At 64.1% G+C, this 20,447-nt stretch carries 21 protein-coding genes; 13 read left to right on the top strand and 8 right to left on the bottom strand.

Annotated features, from left to right (window positions below):
• Positions 1-16 precede the first annotated feature (16 nt).
• The 5 genes from NLY36_RS27915 (at position 17) to NLY36_RS27895 (ending at position 5,216) form a co-directional block, all read left to right on the top strand.
• Positions 17-607, top strand: a complete 591-nt coding sequence (locus NLY36_RS27915; RefSeq protein ID WP_023735434.1) for a DUF922 domain-containing Zn-dependent protease — start codon at positions 17-19, stop codon at positions 605-607.
• A 195-nt stretch (positions 608-802) separates the two neighbouring features.
• A complete protein-coding gene (locus tag NLY36_RS27910; RefSeq protein ID WP_023689809.1) occupies positions 803-1,888 on the top strand; it encodes an ABC transporter ATP-binding protein in 1,086 nt (361 codons plus the stop codon).
• Between the two features lie 39 nt (positions 1,889-1,927).
• The gene (locus tag NLY36_RS27905; RefSeq protein WP_023693796.1) at positions 1,928-3,253 is read left to right on the top strand and encodes an ABC transporter substrate-binding protein; all 1,326 of its coding nucleotides are present in this window, start codon (positions 1,928-1,930) and stop codon (positions 3,251-3,253) included.
• Positions 3,254-3,412: 159 nt separating this feature from the next.
• Positions 3,413-4,312 carry a carbohydrate ABC transporter permease gene (locus NLY36_RS27900; protein ID WP_502882041.1) on the top strand — a complete coding sequence of 300 codons (900 nt, stop codon included), beginning with the start codon at positions 3,413-3,415 and terminating at the stop codon, positions 4,310-4,312.
• A 1-nt stretch (position 4,313) separates the two neighbouring features.
• Positions 4,314-5,216, top strand: a complete 903-nt coding sequence (locus NLY36_RS27895) for a carbohydrate ABC transporter permease (RefSeq protein ID WP_023673469.1) — start codon at positions 4,314-4,316, stop codon at positions 5,214-5,216.
• A 30-nt stretch (positions 5,217-5,246) separates the two neighbouring features.
• Here the strand turns inward: NLY36_RS27895 and NLY36_RS27890 are convergent, their stop codons facing one another.
• Positions 5,247-5,951 carry an SDR family oxidoreductase gene (locus NLY36_RS27890; RefSeq protein WP_023705118.1) on the bottom strand — a complete coding sequence of 235 codons (705 nt, stop codon included), beginning with the start codon at positions 5,949-5,951 and terminating at the stop codon, positions 5,247-5,249.
• A gap of 131 nt (positions 5,952-6,082) precedes the next feature.
• Between NLY36_RS27890 and gcvA the strand changes: the two genes are divergently transcribed.
• Complete coding sequence (gene gcvA, locus NLY36_RS27885; RefSeq protein WP_023733984.1) at positions 6,083-6,982, top strand: transcriptional regulator GcvA; 900 nt, start codon at positions 6,083-6,085, stop codon at positions 6,980-6,982.
• 20 nt (positions 6,983-7,002) lie between these two features.
• Here gcvA and NLY36_RS27880 read toward each other — a convergent pair whose 3' ends face one another.
• Together NLY36_RS27880 and NLY36_RS27875 are read right to left on the bottom strand one after the other, a co-directional pair.
• Positions 7,003-8,106 (bottom strand): flavin-containing monooxygenase, encoded by a 1,104-nt coding sequence (locus NLY36_RS27880; RefSeq protein WP_023735436.1) that lies wholly within the window; start codon positions 8,104-8,106, stop codon positions 7,003-7,005.
• A gap of 455 nt (positions 8,107-8,561) precedes the next feature.
• Positions 8,562-8,978 (bottom strand): winged helix-turn-helix transcriptional regulator, encoded by a 417-nt coding sequence (locus NLY36_RS27875; protein WP_023673465.1) that lies wholly within the window; start codon positions 8,976-8,978, stop codon positions 8,562-8,564.
• Between the two features lie 137 nt (positions 8,979-9,115).
• On the opposite strand from NLY36_RS27875, the gene NLY36_RS27870 reads away from it, so the two are divergent.
• Positions 9,116-9,703, top strand: coding sequence for a dihydrofolate reductase family protein (locus tag NLY36_RS27870; protein ID WP_023673464.1), 588 nt, complete (start codon positions 9,116-9,118; stop codon positions 9,701-9,703).
• Positions 9,704-9,798: 95 nt separating this feature from the next.
• On the opposite strand, the gene NLY36_RS27865 is transcribed toward NLY36_RS27870, so the two are convergent.
• Entirely contained in the window at positions 9,799-10,227 is a 429-nt protein-coding gene (locus NLY36_RS27865) for a VOC family protein (protein ID WP_156931523.1), read from the bottom strand.
• A 247-nt stretch (positions 10,228-10,474) separates the two neighbouring features.
• Between NLY36_RS27865 and NLY36_RS27860 the strand changes: the two genes are divergently transcribed.
• Positions 10,475-11,683: an MFS transporter gene (locus NLY36_RS27860; RefSeq protein WP_023735437.1), complete on the top strand. Its 1,209-nt coding sequence runs from the start codon at positions 10,475-10,477 to the stop codon at positions 11,681-11,683.
• Between the two features lie 30 nt (positions 11,684-11,713).
• Here the strand turns inward: NLY36_RS27860 and NLY36_RS27855 are convergent, their stop codons facing one another.
• A complete protein-coding gene (locus tag NLY36_RS27855) occupies positions 11,714-14,008 on the bottom strand; it encodes a cation:proton antiporter domain-containing protein (RefSeq protein WP_023735438.1) in 2,295 nt (764 codons plus the stop codon).
• 238 nt (positions 14,009-14,246) lie between these two features.
• Here NLY36_RS27855 and NLY36_RS27850 point away from each other — a divergent pair, with 238 nt between their 5' ends.
• Complete coding sequence (locus NLY36_RS27850; RefSeq protein ID WP_023673885.1) at positions 14,247-14,978, top strand: DUF2270 domain-containing protein; 732 nt, start codon at positions 14,247-14,249, stop codon at positions 14,976-14,978.
• Positions 14,979-15,015: 37 nt separating this feature from the next.
• On the opposite strand, the gene NLY36_RS27845 is transcribed toward NLY36_RS27850, so the two are convergent.
• Positions 15,016-15,360 carry a PQ-loop domain-containing transporter gene (locus tag NLY36_RS27845; protein ID WP_023673886.1) on the bottom strand — a complete coding sequence of 115 codons (345 nt, stop codon included), beginning with the start codon at positions 15,358-15,360 and terminating at the stop codon, positions 15,016-15,018.
• Positions 15,361-15,644: 284 nt separating this feature from the next.
• Here NLY36_RS27845 and NLY36_RS27835 point away from each other — a divergent pair, with 284 nt between their 5' ends.
• Positions 15,645-15,950: a hypothetical protein gene (locus NLY36_RS27835; protein ID WP_023689804.1), complete on the top strand. Its 306-nt coding sequence runs from the start codon at positions 15,645-15,647 to the stop codon at positions 15,948-15,950.
• A 52-nt stretch (positions 15,951-16,002) separates the two neighbouring features.
• Here the strand turns inward: NLY36_RS27835 and NLY36_RS27830 are convergent, their stop codons facing one another.
• Positions 16,003-16,635, bottom strand: coding sequence for a Vgb family protein (locus NLY36_RS27830; protein ID WP_023730380.1), 633 nt, complete (start codon positions 16,633-16,635; stop codon positions 16,003-16,005).
• Between the two features lie 29 nt (positions 16,636-16,664).
• The gene (locus NLY36_RS27825) at positions 16,665-17,885 is read right to left on the bottom strand and encodes a hypothetical protein (protein ID WP_023685490.1); all 1,221 of its coding nucleotides are present in this window, start codon (positions 17,883-17,885) and stop codon (positions 16,665-16,667) included.
• Positions 17,886-18,274: 389 nt separating this feature from the next.
• Between NLY36_RS27825 and NLY36_RS27820 the strand changes: the two genes are divergently transcribed.
• From NLY36_RS27820 to NLY36_RS27810, 3 genes are all read left to right on the top strand, one after another.
• A complete protein-coding gene (locus tag NLY36_RS27820; protein ID WP_023695474.1) occupies positions 18,275-19,027 on the top strand; it encodes a DUF899 domain-containing protein in 753 nt (250 codons plus the stop codon).
• Positions 19,028-19,113: 86 nt separating this feature from the next.
• Positions 19,114-19,386 (top strand): hypothetical protein, encoded by a 273-nt coding sequence (locus tag NLY36_RS27815; RefSeq protein WP_023672530.1) that lies wholly within the window; start codon positions 19,114-19,116, stop codon positions 19,384-19,386.
• Between the two features lie 48 nt (positions 19,387-19,434).
• Positions 19,435-20,439 (top strand): zinc-dependent alcohol dehydrogenase family protein, encoded by a 1,005-nt coding sequence (locus NLY36_RS27810; RefSeq protein WP_023672529.1) that lies wholly within the window; start codon positions 19,435-19,437, stop codon positions 20,437-20,439.
• Positions 20,440-20,447: the final 8 nt, after the last annotated feature.

The following is a 20,447-nucleotide window of genomic DNA, read 5'->3' as shown; positions in this document are numbered from 1 at the left end:
TGTCTCTGACGTTTCCATGAAACCAGCCATGTTCTTTCTCCTGTTCGCGGCCTCCCTGCTGGCGTCGCCGGCACGCGCCGACTGGAAGCCGGTCGAAAAGGTCGAGACCTACGCCATCGCAGGGCGGACCGGCCCGGAACTCTATGCCGCGATCGGCGAAGCCGGCCCCTTGCTCGGCAAGGGTCGGGTCATTGCGCACACCAATTTCAAGCTGACCTGGACCAGGGACTACAGGCCGCAAGGTGACGCCTGCGTGCTCAAATCGGCGCGCCCGAAACTGATCATCACCTACACCTTGCCAAAGCCGGCCGAACCGTTGCCGGCTTCCGTCCAGAAGAACTGGACGGTGTTCATCGCCGGGCTCGCCGCCCACGAGAGAGTGCATGGCGCAGCCATCGCCGAGATGGTGCGCAAGATCGAGGCGGTGAGCGTCGGCCTGACCGTTAATGATGACCCCGGCTGCAGCAAGATCAGAACCGAGCTGACGAGGCAACTCGTCCAGATCTCGCTGGCACAGCGGCAGGCGAGCCGCGACTTCGACCGGGTCGAATTCGGCCCCGGCGGAAACCTGCAAAAGCTGGTGCCGGCTTTTGTGAATGGGGGGTAGTTTGCCGGTGTGCCGTTCATTGCGCCGAGTGTTTCGAACGACAAGAAAACCGTCCGCATGGCCGCTTTACAGGCAGGCTTGGTAGCGCTACCGTCTGATCGTCACGCGACCTGTTGGGGGAATGGGAGACGGCCGCGAGGCGGGAGAGGAGCGGTTTCCTTCGGGGCGTCGCAAGAAGCATTCGGGAGGAGATCGATGGCGTCTGTCGCGATCGGCGATGTTTACAAATCGTTCGGGACCGTCGAGGTCCTGCATGGCGTCAGTGTGGATATCGACGACGGCGAATTCGTCACGCTGGTCGGCCCGTCGGGTTGCGGAAAATCGACCCTTCTCAGGATGATCGCCGGCCTGGAAAAGATTTCTCGGGGCGAGATCGCGATCGGGGATCGGGTCGTCAACAACGTTGCGCCGAAAGAGCGCGACGTTGCCATGGTGTTCCAGAACTACGCGCTCTACCCGCACATGACGGTCGCCGAGAACATGGCGTTCTCGCTCATGCTCAAAGGTGTTTCGAAGGCCGATTGCGCTACCAGCATTCAGCGCGCCGCCGAAATCCTCGGGCTGGTGCCATTGCTGACGCGATATCCGCGCCAGCTTTCCGGCGGCCAGCGCCAGCGCGTCGCCATGGGCCGGGCGATCGTGCGCGATCCACAGGTTTTCCTGTTCGACGAACCGCTCTCCAATCTCGACGCCAAGCTCAGGGTGCAGATGCGCGCCGAGATCAAGGAACTGCACCAGCGGCTCAAGACGACGACAGTCTATGTCACCCACGACCAGATCGAGGCCATGACCATGGCCGACAAGATCGTCGTCATGCATGACGGCATCGTCGAACAGATCGGACCGCCGCTGGAGCTCTACGACAGGCCCAACAATCTCTTCGTCGCCAGTTTCATCGGCTCGCCCGCCATGAACCTGATCAAGGGCGAGATCGTCACCGACGGGTCTCCGTCCTTTCGCGGCGCCGGGGGAATTTCCGTGCCGCTGGCCGGCGCGCCGGCGGTTGGCAACGGTCATCCGGTGGTGCTGGGAATACGGCCCGAGCATTTGCGGCTATCGTCAGACCAAGGCATTCCAGTCACCGTCGCGGTGGTCGAGCCGACCGGGTCGGAAGTGCAGATCATCGGCCGCACCGCCGGCGGCGACGAGATCGTCGCCAATTTCCGCGAACGCCATGCCTTCACACCGGGCGAATCCATACGGCTCTCTGCCGCGCCTGGCCTGATTCATCTCTTTGACGGCAAGACCGGAACACGATTTGAAACGCGTAACGGATGGTAAGGACCGCATAGCAAGGAAGATAAACCGGAGGAGACGACCATGAAATTCACGAGACGCGATGTAATCCGCACGACCGCAGGTGCCGCGGCGGGAGCTCTGGGAAGCCGGTTCGTCGGCTCGCCGGCTTTTGCCCAGGAGGGCTTGAAATACAAGCCCGAGGAAGGCGCAAAGCTGCGGCTGCTGCGCTGGTCGCCCTTCGTCAAGGGCGATGAGGATCAATGGCTGGCCAACACCAAGCGCTTCACCGAGGCGACAGGTGTCGAGGTTCGTGTCGACAAGGAAAGCTGGGAGGACATTCGCCCCAAGGCAGCGGTCGCCGCCAATGTCGGTTCCGGCCCGGACCTCATGTTCGTCTGGTTCGACGACCCGCATCAATATCCCGACAAGCTGCACGACGTGACCGAGCTCGGCGAGTATCTGGGCTCGAAATATGGCGGCTGGCACGACGGACCAAAGCAATATGCGACGCGGGACGGCAAGTTCGTCGGCCTGCCGCTGGCCACGATCGGCAATGCCATCGTCTATCGCGAAAGCTGGGTGAAGGAGGCCGGCTTCTCCGAATTTCCGAAGGACACGGCAGGCTTCCTCGAGCTTTGCAAGGCGTTGCAGGCGAAGGGACATCCGGCCGGCTTCACGCACGGCCACGGCGTCGGCGACGGCAACAATTACGCGCACTGGCTGCTGTGGAGCCATGGCGGCCAGATGGTCGACGAGAGCGGCAAGGTGGCGATCAACAGCCCCGAGACGCTAAAGGCGATCGGATACGCGCAGGAACTCTACAAGACCTTCATTCCCGGGACCGAAAGCTGGCTCGACGTCAATAACAACCGCGCCTTCCTGGCCGGCGAACTCGGCGTCATCGCCAACGGCATTTCCGCCTACAATACGGCCAAGATCAACAAGGACAACGATCCGAAGCTGGCTGAGATCGCCAAGGACATCCGCACCACCAACCTGCCGATCGGTCCCGTCGGGAAATCGGTCGAACTGTTCCAGGTGACCACCGCCGTCATCTTCAACTACACGCCCTACCCCAATGCGGCCAAGGCCTATCTGCAGTTCATGTTCGAGGATCCGCAGATGACCGACTGGATCACCTCCTCGGCGGGCTATTGCTGCCAGACGCTGAAGGCCTTCGACAACAATCCAGTGTGGACGGCCGACCCGAACAATGCCGCCTATGCCAAGGCCTCGGCGACGCTGCGCCCCAACGGCTATGCCGGGCCGCTCGGCTATGCCTCGGCGGCGACCATGGCCGACTATGTGCTGGTCGACATGTTCGCCAAGGCGGTGACCGGCCAGGCGACGCCGCAGGAGGCGATGGAGGAGGCGGAGAAGCGCGCCAACCGTTACTACCGCGTTTAAGAGCACAGCTGAGCCGGGCAGCAGCCATTGCGCTGCCCGGTCCGGTTCCTGAAATCGCTTGCCCGAAATAGCTTGGCGGTCGCCCGCACCGACCAAGGAGACCTCCTGAGGAAGCTGTCCATGGCCGTGCCGTCCGTTGCCGCCCAGCCGCGTCCGTCGATGCTTTCGCGGATCTCCGAAAGCCGCAACGCGCTGGGCTTCGGCTTCATGCTGCCGGCGGCGGTGCTGCTGCTGGTCTTCCTGACCTATCCGCTCGGGCTCGGCGTCTGGCTCGGCTTCACCGATGCCCGTATCGGCCGCCCCGGCATCTTCATTGGCACCGAGAACTATCAGTATCTGTGGAGTGACGCCGTCTTCTGGCTCTCCGTCTTCAACACCTTGCTCTACACGGTCAGCGCCTCGATCCTGAAGTTCGTGCTCGGCCTGTGGCTGGCGCTCATCCTCAATGAAAACCTGCCGTTCAAATCGTTCTTCCGCGCGATAGTCCTGCTGCCCTGGGTGGTGCCCACCGTACTGTCGGCCATCGCCTTCTGGTGGATCTACGATTCGCAGTTCTCCATCCTGTCCTGGGCGCTGCAGCAAATGGGCCTGATCGACCACCGCATCAATTTCCTCGGCGATCCGGAGAATGCGCGCGCTTCGGTTATCGCCGCCAACGTCTGGCGCGGCATTCCTTTCGTCGCCATCACGCTGCTCGCCGGCCTGCAGACCATTCCGCAGTCGCTCTACGAGGCGGCCACGCTCGACGGCGCCAGTCGCTGGCAGTTGTTTCGTTATGTGACTCTGCCGCTGCTGACGCCGATCATCGCCATCACCATGACCTTCTCGGTGCTGTTCACTTTCACCGATTTCCAGCTGATCTACGTGCTGACCCGGGGCGGACCGGTGAATGCCACGCATCTGATGGCGACATTGTCTTTCCAGCGCGGCATTTCCGGCGGCCAGCTTGGCGAGGGCGCGGCCATCGCGGTGGCCATGATCCCGTTCCTGCTGGCGGCGATCCTGTTCAGCTATTTCGGCCTGCAACGCCGCAAATGGCAACAAGGCGGCGGAGACTGACATGGTCAAGACGGCCGCGACAAGGAAGGCGAAACGTGGGGATATCGACGAAGGCGGCATGGGCTACCTGCAGAGCCTGCCGCGCCGCGTGGTGACGGTCTATCTGCCGCTGCTGGTGTTCGTCTTCGTGCTGTTGTTTCCGTTTTACTGGATGACGATCACGGCGGTTAAGCCCAATCTCGAGATGACCGACTATGCGCAGTTCAATCCGTTCTGGGTGGTGCATCCGACATTGGAGCATATCCGCTATCTCCTGTTCGAGACCTCCTATCCGGGCTGGCTGCTCAACACGATCATCATCTCGACCGCCGCTACTTTCCTGTCGCTGCTGGCGTCGGTGTTCGCCGCCTATGCGATCGAGCGGCTGCGGTTTTCCGGGGCGCGGCAGGTCGGCCTCGGCATCTTCCTCGCCTATCTGGTGCCGCCCTCGATCCTGTTCATTCCGCTGTCGGTGATGGTGTTCAACCTCGGGCTCTACGACACGCCCTTCGCGCTCATCCTTACCTATCCGACCTTCCTGGTGCCGTTCTGCACGTGGCTGTTGATGGGTTACTTCCGCTCCATTCCGTTCGAACTGGAAGAATGCGCGCTGATAGACGGAGCGAGCCGGTGGCAGATCCTCACCAAGATCGTGCTGCCGCTGTCGGTGCCCGGCCTGATCTCCGCCGGCATATTCGCCTTCACCCTGTCATGGAACGAGTTCATCTACGCGCTGACATTCATCCAGTCCTCGGAAAACAAGACCGTGCCGGTGGGTGTGCTGACCGAGTTGGTGCGCTCCGACGTCTACGAATGGGGGGCGCTGATGGCGGGAGCGCTGATCGGCTCGCTGCCGGTGGTGGTGCTCTATTCGTTCTTCGTCGAGCACTATGTCTCGTCGATGACCGGCGCGGTGAAGGAGTGACGCGCCGGCTCACGCGAGGCGACCGCGCGGTCAGATCGCGCCGATGATGCCGCCGTCGACGCGGATGTTCTGGCCGGTGATGTAGCCCGCACCTTCGGAAGCGAGGAAGGCGATGGTCGCGGCAATTTCCTCCGAGGTGCCGTAGCGCTGCATCGGCACGCTGTCGCGGCGCTCCTCGGTGGCCGGCAGGCTGTCGATCCAGCCGGGCAGCACATTGTTCATGCGCACATTGTCGGCGGCGTAGGTGTTGGCGAAGATCTTGGTGTAGGCGGCAAGACCGGCGCGGAACACGGCGGATGTCGGGAACATCGGGCTCGGCTCGACCACCCAGGCGGTCGAGATGTTGATGATGGCGCCGGCCCTCTGCTTGACCATCTGCGGCGCCACGATGCGCACCGGCCGGATGACGTTCATCAGATAGACGTCGAGACCGGTGTGCCACTGCTCGTCGGTGATTTCGAGGATCGGCGCGCGTGGCCCGTGGCCGCCGCTGTTGACCAGCACGTCGATGCGGCCGTAGCGCTCGAGCGTGAGGTCGGCGAGCCGCTGCAGATCGTCATTCGACTGGTTGGAGCCGGTGACGCCGAGGCCACCAAGCTCTTTCGCCAAGGCCTCGCCCTTACCTGAGGACGACAGGATCGCGACCTTGAACCCGTCCGCCGCCAGCCGCTTGGCCGCCGCCGCACCCATGCCGCTGCCACCGGCGACGACCACTGCCACTTTTTCTACATTCATCTTGATTTTCCTTCGCACGGGTTGGCGGGACTCTGAAGCCCATGTTTCCGACCTTCGAGCAATGCTATAAACGGTGTTGCCATCTGGTTCGAACCAGAAAGCCTGAAATCAAGCTGTAGAAAAACTCCTGCATGCCTGAAGCCTTCCTGAGCCTGCCACCATTGAATGCGCTGCGTGCCTTCGAAGCCGCCGCGCGTCATCTCAACTTCCGCATCGCCGCCGAAGAGCTGAACGTGACGCAAGGGGCGGTGGCGCAGCATATACGCGGGCTGGAGGCCGATCTCGGCACAAAACTCTTCGACCGGCTGCCGCGCGGCCTGGCGCTGACCGATGAGGGCCGCGCCTATATGCCCAACATCCGCCGCGCCTTCGAGCTGATCTCGGAGGCCACCTTGCTGCTGCGGCCCGAACCGGCGCGGCTGACGATCAGCGTCACGCCGAGCTTTGCCACCAAATGGCTGATCCCCAAACTGCCGGAGTTCGTCGCCCACAACCCGCTGGTCGATTTGCGAATCCTGGCCAGCGAAAGCCTGTCGAGTTTTCAGGCCGACGGCGTCGACATTGCGGTCAGGCAAGGCCGCCTGCCCTTCGGCGCCGGCCTGATGGTGGATCTTTTGTTTCCACAGCAGATCGTCGCCATCTGCAGCCCTGCCCTGCTGCCGACCGGCGCGAACGAGATCGCGCCGACCGACATCCAGCACCACGTCCTGCTGCACGACGCGCACAATCTATGGCCGGAATTCATGGAAAAGGCGCTCGGCCTGAGGATGGCCGCCGAGGCCAAACGCATGCGCTTCAACCAGACAGGCCTCGCGATCGACGCCGCCATTGCCGGCCAGGGCATCGCGCTGGCCAGCCGGTTTCTCGTATCCGCCGACATTGCCGCCGGCCGGCTGGTGCAGCCGATCAACGCGGAGATGCGTGGGACGCACGATTTCTATGTCGTGATGCCGCGCAAGCAACGGCACCCAGAACCGACGCAAGCCGTGCGGCGATGGCTGCTGGATGAGGGCGATGCGGCGCGGCTGTGATGGATAGCCGATCTCCCCTTTTACCGCCGCCGCGCAATGTCGGCCGCCACCGCCTTCGCCTCCCTGCCGATTTCTCGTAGCAGACCGGTGACCGGATTGTAGAAGCCGACGAGGTAGAGGCCGAGTTGAGAGGCGCGGGCGTTGACGCCACTGCGCTCCGGCTGCAATTCCACGGGCAGAAACTTTTCGTAGCCCGGGCGATAGCCGGTGGCGAGGATGACGGCGTCGAAATTTTCCTGCCTGCCGTCGGTGAACACAGCGCCGCGCTCGGTGAAGCCCGCTATGTCGGGTGCGATCTTGATGGCGCCTTTGGTGATGGCGTCGACCGTGCCGACGTCGATGACCGGGATGCGGCCGATTTCGTCGATCTGCTGCAGGATGCCCTGCTTCGGCCTGACGATGCCGTATTTCTCGAGCTTGCCCAGCGCGAAATCGAGGATGATCGGGAACATCCAGTCGTTCAGCGCCTGCGGCATCGGCCGGCTGGCGATGCCGACCATCTGGATCGGCACGCCGAACAGCTGGCGCGGCACGATGTGGACGCCCTTGCGCACCGAAATGGTCGGACGCGCGCCACTTTCCGCCAAGTCGAGCGCGATCTCGGCGCCGGTGTTGCCCATGCCGACGATCAGCACCGAGCGGCCGGCAAAGGGCGCCGCTTGCGTATAGTCGGCGCTGTGCAGCACCTCGCCCTTGAAAGCCTCGATAGCAGGGAGCCGGGGGACGATCGGCTCGGCATTGTTACCGCTGGCGATGACGACATGGCGCGCCTTGATGTTGTCCGATCCTGTCTCGACCAGAAAACCGCCGTCCCCGAGGCGAATGGCTTTCACCGTCACGCCGAAGCGCGGGCGCAGATCGAATTTTTCCGCGTAGTCGTCGAGATAGCGGACCACCATTTCGCGCGGCACGTAGCGCGGATAATTTTTGGGAAAGGGCAGGAACGGCAGCGACGAGAACGACTTGACCGTATGCAGATGCAGCCGCCGATAGTGCCGCCGCCAGGCGGGCGCGATCTCCTGCGATTTTTCGAGCAGGATGAAATCCACTCCTGCCCGCTTCAGGCAGGCACCGACCGCGAGGCCGGCGGGCCCGGCGCCGACAATAACGACAGTGGTGTCCAAGCGATTCTCCTCCCGCTAGCCTCCTTAGGCTACGCGTAGATGCGCAGGCGGGACAAGGTGCGCCTCACCTTCTCCCCTTGCGGGAGAAGGTGGATCGGCGCGATAGCGCCGAGACGCCTTCGCATCGCGGCGCGCACGCTGCGCATCCTGTCCGGTCTCGGCTCCCCCCGGTGACGAATGTCTATCCCGGCAATCGCCCATGCTGTCGGACGGGCTGCCTGTCGCCGGCCGCACCGCGGTCGAAGAGCTCTACGTGCATGGCGGCATGGGCCAATCGGCATGCATGCCGCCCCCGCCATCGCGCGCTGGCTGGAAGAGGCCGTGGTTCGGGCGATGGCAATCCGAAGCAGACATGGCTCCGGCCACAGCGATTTGCGGGATGGGAAGGGTGAGGCTGCGCGACGTCGTGTCGATGTAGCCCGCCATCGGCCCGAAGGGAGGGCTGGCGTTGCTCCCTAGCCGATATGCTCGGCGCGCAGCTTCTTCTTTATCTGCTCCAGGCCTGCCTCGCCGCCCGTCGCCAGTTCATCGGCGATCCTTGCCAGCTTGTCATCGGCGTTGCGGTATTTGCTGCCCCAGGCGCCGAGCGTCGCCAGCACCGGCAACAGGTCGATGCCCGCCTCGGTCAGCTTATAGATCGCCTTGAGCTTGTGCGTGGGGTCGTCGCTTCTGGTGACAATGCCCTCATCCTGCAAGGTCTGCAGCCGCTCGGCCAGCGTGCGCGACGAGATGCCTTCGCCTGATAGCAGAAACTCCCGGAAGTGCCTTTTTCCCGCGAAAATCATGTCGCGGATGATCAGCAGCGTCCAGCGGTCACCGAGCAATTCGAGCGACAGGCTGATGGGGCAGCCGGATCTTTCCCTGGTCGACATTCTCAATGCTTCCATTTCTAAATCACTTTACTATTGACATCATTTTTCTCTCGTGTCAATGGCTCCGAAAGTAAAGCAATCACCAACGCCGCCTGACCTGGCGCTGGTGACACCAGAGCTCAATCAGGAGAACGACGATGAGAAAACTGATCCTGCAGATGCAGATGTCGGTCGACGGTTTTGTCGGCGCGGCCGGCGATGAGCACTGGCAGCTCTGGGAATGGGGCGCCAACTGCCCGTGGGACGACGACTTGAAGCAGGATTTCAACGCGGTGTTCGCCGGCATCGATACCATTCTGCTCAGCCGCAAGATGGCCGAAGAAGGCTATCTAACCCATTGGGGCAATGCGGCAAAAAACTATCCGCGCGATCCCTTCTACGCCTTTGCGCAGCGCATCGTCGAGGCGCGCAAGGTGGTGCTGAGCGACAAGCTCGCGGCATCGCGGTGGGAGCGCACGACGCTTGCCAGCGGCGACCTGCCGCGCGAGGTCAAGGCGCTGAAAGCTGAAGGTGAAGGCGACATGGCGGTATTCGGCGGCGCCGGCTTTGCCTCGGCGCTGATTGCAGCGGGACTGGTCGATGAGTTCCAGCTGTTCATCAATCCGGCCGCGCTGGGCGACGGCGAGCGGATTTTCGACTGTGGCGGCTTCCTGAAATTGCGCCTGCTCGGCTCTAAAGCCTATGCCTGCGGAATGGTGGTGAACCGCTACGCGCCGGCAATGTGAAGCAGTTCAGCGATTGAATCCGTGGACCGCTTCAACTCTTTGTTTTTACGAGAACTCCGGACGGATCACCGCAACCCGCTCCTCGTGAACCTGCGCTAGAAATTGATCTCGACCGAAGCGGCACTTCGCTTTGCCGGCCCGTGAAACACCGCCTCGATGTTGTTGCCGTCGGGGTCGAGCAGGAAGGCGGCGTAGTAGCCGGGGTGGTAGGGCCGCTCACCCGGCGCGCCATTGTCGGCGCCGCCGGCATCGAGGCCGGCCCTGTAGAAGGCATCGACCATGGCGTTATCCCTGGCCTGGAAGGCCAGATGATGGCGCCCGGTCAGCTGTCCCCTCGCCGCCCGGCTGTCGAGGCTTGAGATGAACAGCTCGTCGGCCCAGAAATAGTCCTCGGCCTCGCCGCCGATCGGAATGCCGAGCACCTTGAAGACGGCTTCATAGAAGCGCCGGCTCGCCTTGAGGTCCCTGACCACCAGCTGGACGTGGTCGATGAGGCGGCCGCGATGCAGTTCCATGAGCGATATCTCCCGTCGCGAGACCACAAAGCTAGTGCCGCGGAGCGGCTCGTCAATTCGGCAGTCTATCTTGTCGGCGCGCTTGGCAGCCTTACGCCCCTGCTTTTGTCATATCCGGATGGACTTCCACGCAGACCGGATAAAAAATGCAATCGGATCGTCGGATTCGAAATCCCGCCAACGTCCTTCGGACGCAAGCGGCGCAACGGAGCTGGAGCGAGTGGCGCCGCATCGAAACCGATCTCGGGAGAAGAGCATGAACAGTTCCTACCGTTGGGTGATCGTCGCGTGCGGCGCGCTGATGACCTGTGTGGCGCTCGGCGCGATGTTTTCGCTGGCGATCTTTCTCGAGCCGATGGCGCTCGACACCAACTGGTCGCGAACCGGCATTTCCAGCGCCATGACGCTGAATTTCTTGGTGATGGGCGCAGGCGGTTTCGCCTGGGGCGCCATCTATGACCGTGTCGGCGCCCGCCCGGTGGTTTTTGCCGGCGCGGTGCTGCTCGGTCTGTCGCTGGTGGTGGCAAGCCGAGCCCAATCGCTGCTGGTCTTCCAGCTGAGCTATGGCGTCATCGTCGGGCTGGCGGCCAGCGCCTTCTTCGCGCCGATGATCGCGCTGACCACCGCCTGGTTCGAGACCCATCGCAGCCTGGCCGTGTCGCTGGTCTCGGCCGGCATGGGCGTGGCGCCGATGACCATTTCGCCCTTCGCACGCTGGCTGATCACGGCCTATGACTGGCGTACCGCCATGTTCGACATCGGGATCATGGCTTGGGTGCTGTTGCTGCCGGCCGTCTTCCTGGTGCTCCAGCCGTCGGCGGCGGTCGCGGCAGCGGATGGCAGCGCGCCCGCACCTGCCGCGGCCCCCGGCATGTCAGTCGGCCAGGCGTTGCGCTCGCCGCAATTCCTGGTGCTGGGCATGACCTTCTTCGCCTGTTGCGCGGCGCATTCGGGGCCGATCTTCCACATGGTGAGCTATGCCATGTCGTGCGGCGTGGCGCCGATGGCAGCCGTGTCGATCTACAGCGTCGAGGGCCTTGCCGGCCTTGGCGGGCGCGTGCTCTACGGCGTGCTCGGCGACAGGCTGGGCGCCAAGCCGGTGCTGATCGTGGGCCTCGCCATCCAGGCGGTGGTGATCGCCGCCTATCTCGCCGTCGGCAATCTCGAGCAGTTCTATCTCCTGGCGATCATCTTCGGCGCCACATATGGCGGCGTCATGCCGCTCTATGCGGTTCTGGCGCGCGACTATTTCGGGCCACGCATCATCGGCACGATACTTGGCGCCGCGACCCTGTTGTCCAGCCTCGGCATGTCGTTCGGCCCGCTCGCCGGCGGCATGATCTTCGACGCCTATGCCAGCTATTCCTGGCTGTTCATCGGCTCGGCGCTGATCGGCCTCGGTGCTGCCGGCATCGCCATCGCCTTCCCGCCGCAGCCCGGCCGAGAGAGGCTGCAGGCGGCATGAGCGAAATTTCCCCTCGAGGGGAAATACTCATCACCCTGTCCCCGTTCCCGAGCGCAGCTCTTCTCTGCCCTCGTCGTCGCGGCTGAGCCTGGCGTCCGAGATCAGCACCACCGGGCATTGGCAGCGCTGCAGCACGCCGGTGGTCGTCTCGCCGAAGAAGAGTTCCTCGCCAGGGCGCCGCGCCACGCCCATGACGATCAGCGCCGCCCCCCTGCCGGCCTGGCGGGCAATGGCATCGGCGGCGGCGGCCCGGCTGCGGATGGCCGTCTCGATCTCGACGCCATAGCGGTCGGCTAGTGCGACGGTATCCTTCAGCACCGCCTCCCTGCGGCGATGCGAGACAGTGTCGCGCGGTTCGTCGCGGCCGACGCGCGCGACATAAAGTATCTTGACCCGCGCACCCGTGACCGCTGCAATCGCCAGCGCCATTTCGGCACCCCGGCGGGCGATCGCGGTGCCGTTGACCGGAACCAGAATCTTCCCGCCTTCAGGTCCTAGCCTTGGCATCTGGCGGCCGGCGCCGGTCGCCTTCAGCACCAGGCATAGCGGGCCCTCGAAGGCGCCGGCGATCTCGTTGATGCGGCGGGCAAACCCACCTTTCGACGTGACCGCGCGGCCGAGCCCGATCAGCAGCAGCCCATAGCCTTTGCGCGCCTCCTTGGCAACCGTTTCGGCCGAAAGCTCGGCCTCGTGGCGCCGCGTGACAGGCGCCGCGCGGGCCAGCTCCTCGTCCGAACTCCTGGCGGCCTCGCGGCTGTCCTCGGCACCCTTTTCGATCGGCTCGAGCTTCGCATCCGTGCCGGGCTCGGCCTCCTCCCCCTCGCCTCGGGCATGCAGCACCGTCGTCGGCCTGCCGGCGCCCACGACTCCTGCGAGGTAAGCAGCAAAGCGGCCGACAACGCCCTCATCGGTCACCACCAGCAGTCGTTCCAGATTGGCGATGAAGCCGCGTTGGTCGATCTCCTCGCGCTCCAGACGCTTCTTCTCGTTCTCGCCCATCGGCAAGCGGCCGAGTGCCCAACGCAAGGTCGGCGGCATGGCGAGCGTGGTGATGACGGCCATGGTCACGATCATGGTGAAAAGATCGTGCGACAGAACGCCGATCGACAGGCCAATCGAGGCGACGATGACTTCGGTCGAGCCGCGCGCGTTCATGCCGCAACCGACGGCGATGCCTTCCTTGCGGCTCATGCCGGCAAGCTCGGCGCCGATGAAGGCGCCGGCGAATTTGCCGAAGCTGGCGATCAGCACCAAAGCGGCCGTGAGTAGCGCAAGCTCGTGGTCGACAAGCACGGTGAGATCCGCCGAAAGGCCGGCGACGCCGAAGAAAACCGGCATGAACAGCGCCATGATGACGCCGCGCAATTGCCCTTCGATATGACGCGACAGGATCGGCGATTCCCCAACCAGTATGCCGGCGACGAAGGCGCCAAGCACGGTGTGGACGCCGATCAGATCGGTGATCAGCGCCATTGCGCCCATGATGGCGAGAATGACGGTGACGACGGCGTATTCGCTGCGGAACGTATCGTTGGTCCAGCGGATGGCGTCGAAGACGATGCGGCGGCCAATCGTGAAGGAAAACCCCATGAAGGCGGCAACGCCGACAATGGTGAAGGCAAGGCTGCCGAGCTCGAAGCGCCCCTTGGTGGCGATGCCGATGGTGATGGCGATGATCACCCAGCCGATCGTGTCCTCGATGATGGCCGACGAGACGATGGTCTGACCGAGATCGCGGCGCATGAAGTTCATCTCGCGCACCACCATGGCGACGATCTTGACCGAGGAGATCGACAGCGCCGTGCCGAGGAAGAGACCGGCGACAATGCGCTCGGTTCCGTCGGCCAGCAGCGAGGCCGGCATGAGCTGTGCGGCGGTGAAGCCGAGCGCGAAAGGCACGGCGACGCCCGCGGCGGAGATGGAAAAGCACGCACGGCCGACCCTGCGCACCAGCCGCAGATCCGTCTCCATCCCGGTGAGCAACAGAAGCATCAACACGCCGAGCTGTGCGATGGCGCTGATCATGCTCTTTTGGGTGGCGTCGCCTGAAAAGATCACGCGTTCTGCTTCCGGCAATAGCCAGCCGAGCAGCGATGGCCCGAGCAGGATGCCGCCGATGAGCTGACCCATCACCGCCGGCTGGCCGAGACGCTCCAGCAATTCGCCGATGCCGCGGCCGACGAGAAGCAGAAGGAGGATTTCGAGAACGAAAATGCCCTCGCTGGACATGCCGGTCTTTTCGGCTGCCAACGATGCGGCCGGCATGAATGCGAAGGCTGCCGCGGCAAGCGCGACCGACCGGCGCCGGTTGACCACGAAGGACATGCACCCCCTCATCGTGCCCGGTATAACGTTTGCGGGCGAGATCGGTTGCACGCCACGCTCCCTTGGCGCGCCGCAGGTTCCTCCTTACCTGAATCGCATAACGGGCCTATCTGACTGCGGATAAACCGCCGAGACCCGGGCCGGCGACGGAACATTTTCAACCGATTGCGCGTTGCGCGGATGGGGATGACCGGCGTCGTTTCGGCCGGCCATGGCGTTGGGAGGCGCGTGGCAAGGGATGTCCCAGGTCAAGACCGTGAAAACCGACGAAGCGGCTGCAGCGCCGCGGGCCTCTGATGCGTTCGCGCTGAAGCTCACCTCATCGGAATTCGTGGCCACCATGTCGCATTTCCACCGCGCCGAAATCGCCCGCATGGCCGGCTGGCGCGACCGGCTGGACCGTACCAGCAACTGGGCGATTACTGTCGTCGCCGCCATGCTCTCAGTCTCACTCTCGACGCCCAGCGCCCATCATGGGGTGCTGCTCTTTGCCATGCTGCTGACCACGCTGCTGCTATGGATCGAGGCGCGGCGCTATCGTTTCTTCGACGTCTACCGGGCCAGGGTGCGCCAGTTCGAGCGCTATTATTTCGCGCAGATTTTCTCGCCGCAGCCCGACTACGCCTCCAACTGGCTGGCCATCGTCGGCGAAGGCCTGCGTTCGCCGCGCTTCCTGATCTCGCAACGCGCGGCGTTGGTGCGCCGGCTGCGCCGCAACTACATTTTCATGTACACGATCCTGATGCTGGCGTGGGTGCTGAAGATCACGACGCCCAGTCTGCAGCGCGAAGGGTCGCCGATAGGCTTGGGCGCGTCATTTCTCGACGCCGCGCGCGTGGCGCAGCTCGGCCCGGTTCCAGGCATCTATGTCGTGTGCATGGTCGGGCTGTTCTATGTCGGCCTACTCGCAGCCGCTTTCCTCATCTCAAGCGACGAGGGCGAGCTTTCGCATGGCACCGTGCATGTCTGAGAGCGGCCTCGAAAAGCGCAATCTGCCGCGGTGATCTTCAGCAGACATTGTCGACCATCAGAGCGGTCGCTTCCGACCGGCTTGCGGCTTCCTCAACCGGAAGCCGTGCGCGATGGCGCTTGTAGGCGGTGAGCGCGATGACCAGCACGCAGCATACGGCGTTCAGCCAGTTGATCGCCGCCAGAGCGGGATCGTTCAGATTGATGTGGGCGTAGAGTCCCGTCGTGGCGTTGGCGCCTGTCCACAACAGCCAGGTCGCGTAGGAAATCGCCGACGCCCCGTGCCTGTCCCGGGCCACCCGCACGATCTGCGGCAGGTAGGACACCACCCGCAAGCCATTGAAAATAGTGAAAAGATAAAAAGACAGATCAGCAAGTGTCATCCGAAACCCCTGTCATGGCCGGACGTCCCATAGCGTTCCTTGCAGTGGCGGCATGTGAGCCCGTTCACATGCCGGTTTCGATTTTCCTGTTGCGGCCCGGCATCCGGATTCTTTCGCCATGGGGGCGTTCGCCGTGAGCCAGCCCGACGAGGTCGACATGAACCAGATCTTGTTTCGGCCGACGGCGCGGGAGTGCTAAACAGATCTCGTGCTTGGGCAAAGTTCGGGTTGACCGCTGCCAAGCGCGCGGCGACTATCCCTGCAACGTGCAGGAGGACATGAGAATGGACGAACCCGATCGCTGGCGGCACATGGCGAGCGCCCCCAAGGACGGCAGCCGCATCCTGGTCACGGTCAGGCCATCGGAACAGGGGCCGGCCGAGGTCGACCTCGCTTACTGGTCGCGCGCCGACCAGTTCGGCACGGAGGGCTGGCGCTCTTCCGATTCGTCGCCAGGACGGGTGATCGAATACCCCGAACCGGAGTTGAAATGCTGGATGCCGCTGCCGACGGCCAATCTGAGCCGGGCTTCAATGCCAAGTCCGTGGCAAGGCGAAGACGTCCCGCTGCTCGACGGCTCCGGGATATGATCTCGGCGGGATGACCGTAGGAAATACGCTGCCGGCCCAATACTTGACGGCCTTACTTCGGCCGACGCACCGATCGCACCATGCCGCCAGGGCCGCTGCCGCAAAAGAAGCGGTCGCCGCCGTCGGATTCGAGCCCGGAAACGCCCACCCCCGCCGGCATGTCGAGCCGTTCCAGCACCTTGCCAGTTTGCGGATCGACGCGCCGGACATCGCTCTGGTCGCCTTCCCAGGTGCCGTGCCAGAGCTCGCCATCGACCCAGGTCACTCCGGTGACGAAGCGGTTTGAGTCGATGGTGCGCAGGATTTTCCCGGTCTCGGGATCGATCTGGTGGATCTTGCGCTCCCGGTTCTGCCCCACCCAGAGCGTGCCCTCGGCCCAGGTCATGCCGGAATCGCGGCCGCCGCCGGGCGCCGGGATGGTGGAGAGCACCTTGCCGGTATCGGGGTCGATCTTCTGGATGCGGTCCCCGGCGAGCTGGAACAGATGCCGGCCGTCATAGGCGGTGCCGGCATGTGCCGCGACATCGATCGAGCGCAGCGTCTCGCCGCTTGCCGGATCGAAGGCGGTCAGCCGCTCGCCCGTCGCAAACCAGACATTCTGTCCGTCGAAGCTCACGCCGTGCACGGTGTCGACATCAGGAAAGGGCCCGTATTCGCGCAGGATTTCCGCTGCTGAATGTTTCATGTCCTGGTCCTCGATCATGGTCACCTTTCCTAGCCGTTCGGCAGCGGCGACGGGAGTAACAAGGTGGTCGTGAAACCAGCGACCGGTGGCGTCATCCAGCGCCGCGCCCGGCCGTGGCCGAAGGACTGCACTTTGCCGGTCTCGGCCAACTGCTCGAGCGCCCGCTGTACGCTGCGCTGTCCGGCGCCCAGCGCCAGCGCCAACGCCGAGCTGGCCCAGGATTCACCATCGGCCAGGAAGGCCAGCACCGCGGCGTGCCGCTCCTCGATCGGCCGCGCCAGCACCGCCACGGAGCCTGCTTCGCGCGGCTTTAGCGCAAAGCCCTGGCTGGTCGCGCCGATGCCCGCCAGCGGCCGCAATTCGGCGCGCAGCCGGCCGATCTCGACCCGCAGCCTGGCGCGATGCGATTCATCGGCATGCCGGCCGCCAAAGGCGCGGGCAATCAGCGTCGCCCTCGGCACATCCGCCGGCCAGGCTTCGGCAAGCGCGCGCGCCAGCGCAAACAGCACCGGCCGCGTTGCCAGCGAGATCGTTGTTTCCTGCTTGTGCACGATATAGCGGAACGTATCGACGACCAGCGCGCGCGACGCCTGCAGCGCCTCGACTTCTTCGAGCAACAGCGGATGCTCCTCGCCGCCTGCGATCAGCCGCGCCGCCGGCGTCTCCAGCGCCAGGAAGGCGCTGTCGACCTCCGCCATGAGACCCGGAATGCCGGCCCGGCGGGCGGCATGGCGCGCCCACTCAAGGGCTGCGCGCGCGGCCTTCGTCTTCAGGCGCCGCATGGCGATGCCGGCAACCGCGAGTTCATGCGCGGCGCGTGAGGCCGGCGGAAGCGGCGACGGATCGAGCCCAGCCAGCACGTCTTCAGCCTCGTCGAGGCGGCCGATCAGCAGCAGGCGGCGCACTTTGAGATGCCCGGCATGCGCCGCGTTCAGCCGGTCGCCATGCTTTTCCAATGTCGACCGCGCCGCGTCGAGCGCCTTGGACGGCCAGCCGAGATCACGCGAAACAAGTGCGATCTCGGCTTCGGCGACAACGCACCTGGCGCGCGCCACCGCCTCCTTTGGACCGAAGGCACGGCCGGCCCTACGCAACAGTACTTTGGCGCGATCGAAATCGCCGAGCTGCGCCATGGCAATGCCGCGCAACGCCAGCGCCGGGGCATCCTCGCGCAAGGCGACGCGGTCGAGTGCCGCCAGCGGATTGCCCGCCGCCAGCGCCAGCCCTGCCGCGGTGATCAGCGAGTCCATGCAAATCCCGTCACATTTGTAACTCCCACCGCTCCCCTTATCGGCCCTAACTTAAGTCACCACCGCCAAGCAGCAAGCCGCGGACGGCGACCTAGCCATCTGGACTGGTTGAAGACGCCCAGGCCTGCGTTGACGGCAATATTCGCATTCGCTAGCCTGAGCATCTCAGACAGTCGCGTTAAGCTTCTCAATAAGGAAAAACCGACCATGCCTGCTTCCGAGGACTTCGAGCCCACCGTGCGGCCTCGCCACCCCTGCTGCGGTGGCCCGCCTGCAAATGCCGTCACATTTGTAACTCCGCCCTCGCCGCCTCGCGGCCCTAGCCTGCCTCACGATCAACAGGCAACGACAAGCCACAACGGCTCAACAACTGGCAAAGGAAACAAGCAATGACCAAGCACGTGGCAATGAAGACCCCACCGGTCGTTTCAAGGCAAGAATGGGAAGCCGAGCGCGAAAAGATGCTGGTGAAGGAAAAGGCAACGATGCGCGCCAGGGACGCGCTGTCGGCCGAGCGCCGGCGCATGCCATGGATGGAAGTAGACAAGGCCTATGTGTTTGAAGGTCCCAACGGCAAAGCGAGCCTGCTCGATTTGTTCGAGGGCCGGCGCCAGTTGATCGTCTACCGCGCCTTCTACGAACCCGGCGTCCACGGCTGGCCCGAACATGCCTGCCGCGGCTGTTCGCTCGGCGCCGACCAGGTCGGCCATCTCGCCCATCTCAACGCCCGCAACACCACGCTTGCCTATGCCTCCCGCGCGCCGCAGGCCGACATTGCCAGCTTGAAGCAGCGGATGGGTTGGGAGATGCCCTGGTACACAATCACCGACAGTTTCGACAAGGATTTCGGCGTCGACGAATGGCACGGCCACAACGTGTTCATCCAGGACGGCAAGAAAGTGTATCGCACCTACTTCATCAACAACCGCGGCGACGAGCAGATGGGCACGGTCTGGAGCTACCTCGACGCAACGCCGCTCGGCCGCCAGGAAATCTGGGAGGATTCGCCCGAAGGCTATCCGCAGACCGAGCTCTACAGCTGGTGGAACTGGCACGACAATTACGACGCCGCACCCGACAAGACGTGGGAGGAAGTGTCGGCGGCCGGCGAAGCCGCGTTCCGCAACAAGGACGGCAAGTAAGGACCTGGAGCGGCGCCCATCCAGCTTGGTTTCCTGTCCCTCACGGGACAGGAAACCCGGGCATTGATCATCAAGGGATTACGACCATGAGCGATATCGGCACAGGGACCGACAGTGAGGTCCCTAAACGCTCCGATGCAGTTTCTCTCCGCACCGCCGACTGGCTGTGCCTCGCCGCGGCCCCTGTTTTCGCCGTGATGGCGCTGCTTACCTGCATTCACGCTGGCGACGGCGTCATGTCGTGCCTGGGGGCCGATGCCTCCCCGCTCACCGGCATGCCGCTGATGTATCTCTTGATGAGCGCCGTCCATCTGGCGCCTTGGCTGCGCGTGATTTCCGGCCGGCCGGTCCGGCGATAGGCTGGACCGCCGCCGCCATGCTAACGCTCTTTACGTCGGAGAGAGACTATGAAGCTGGTCAGGCTGAGAGCGCCGGGCGGGTTGGACAAGCTCGACCTGGTCGAGGTGGATCAGCCCCGGCCTGGGCCGGGAGAAATGCTGGTCAGGATTCGCGCCTGCGCGCTGAACATGCGCGACGATTTCGCCGTACAAGGCAAGGTGCCGCTCGCCGAAGGCCGCGTGCCGCTGTCGGATGGCGCCGGCGAGGTGATCGCGATCGGTGACGGCGTCGACACGTTCAAGCCGGGCGACAGCGTCGTCAGTGTTTTCTACCCCTGGTGGCTGGCCGGCGACATGAGATCCGATACAAGCCGCGACATTCCCGGAGACAGTTTCGACGGCTTCGCCAGCGAGTATGTGTGCATGCCGGCGCACGCATTCACCAGGGCGCCGGCGGGCTATACGCATCTCGAGGCGGCAACGCTGACCTGCACGGGCGTCACCGCCTGGCGCGGGCTGGTGACATGCGGCAAGGTAAAGCCCGGCGACACGGTGCTGATCCTTGGCACCGGCAGCGTGTCATTGTTTGCGCTGCAATTTGCCAAGGCCGCCGGCGCAAGGGTCATCGCCACCTCGTCCGATGAAGGGAAGCTGGAGAAGCTCAGACGACTCGGGGCCGACAGCGTCATCAACTACAAGGCGGTGCCGCAGTGGGGCGGCAGGGCCAGGGAACTGACGGACGGACGCGGCGTCGATCATGTGATCGAGGTCGGCGGACCGGCGACGCTGGCGCAGTCGATAGCGGCCTGCCGGACAGGCGGGCATATCGCACTCATCGGCGTCCTGACCGGCTTTGCAGCAGAAGTTTCAATCCCGGCGCTGTTTTCAAACCAGATCCGCATCAGCGGAATTTCCATCGGCAGCAAAGCCGACCAGCAGGACATGATCCGTGCGATAGAGGTCAACCGCCTGAAGCCTGTCATCGACAGCAGCTTTCCACTGCAGGATATCGCCGCCGCCTTCAGGCACTACGAAGCGCAAAGGCATTTCGGCAAGGTCTGCCTCGAGCTTTAGATCCTGCG

The organism is Mesorhizobium sp. C399B (genome assembly GCF_030323185.1).
Taxonomy (GTDB): domain Bacteria; phylum Pseudomonadota; class Alphaproteobacteria; order Rhizobiales; family Rhizobiaceae; genus Mesorhizobium.
This window is presented reverse-complemented; position numbering and strand designations above follow the sequence as displayed.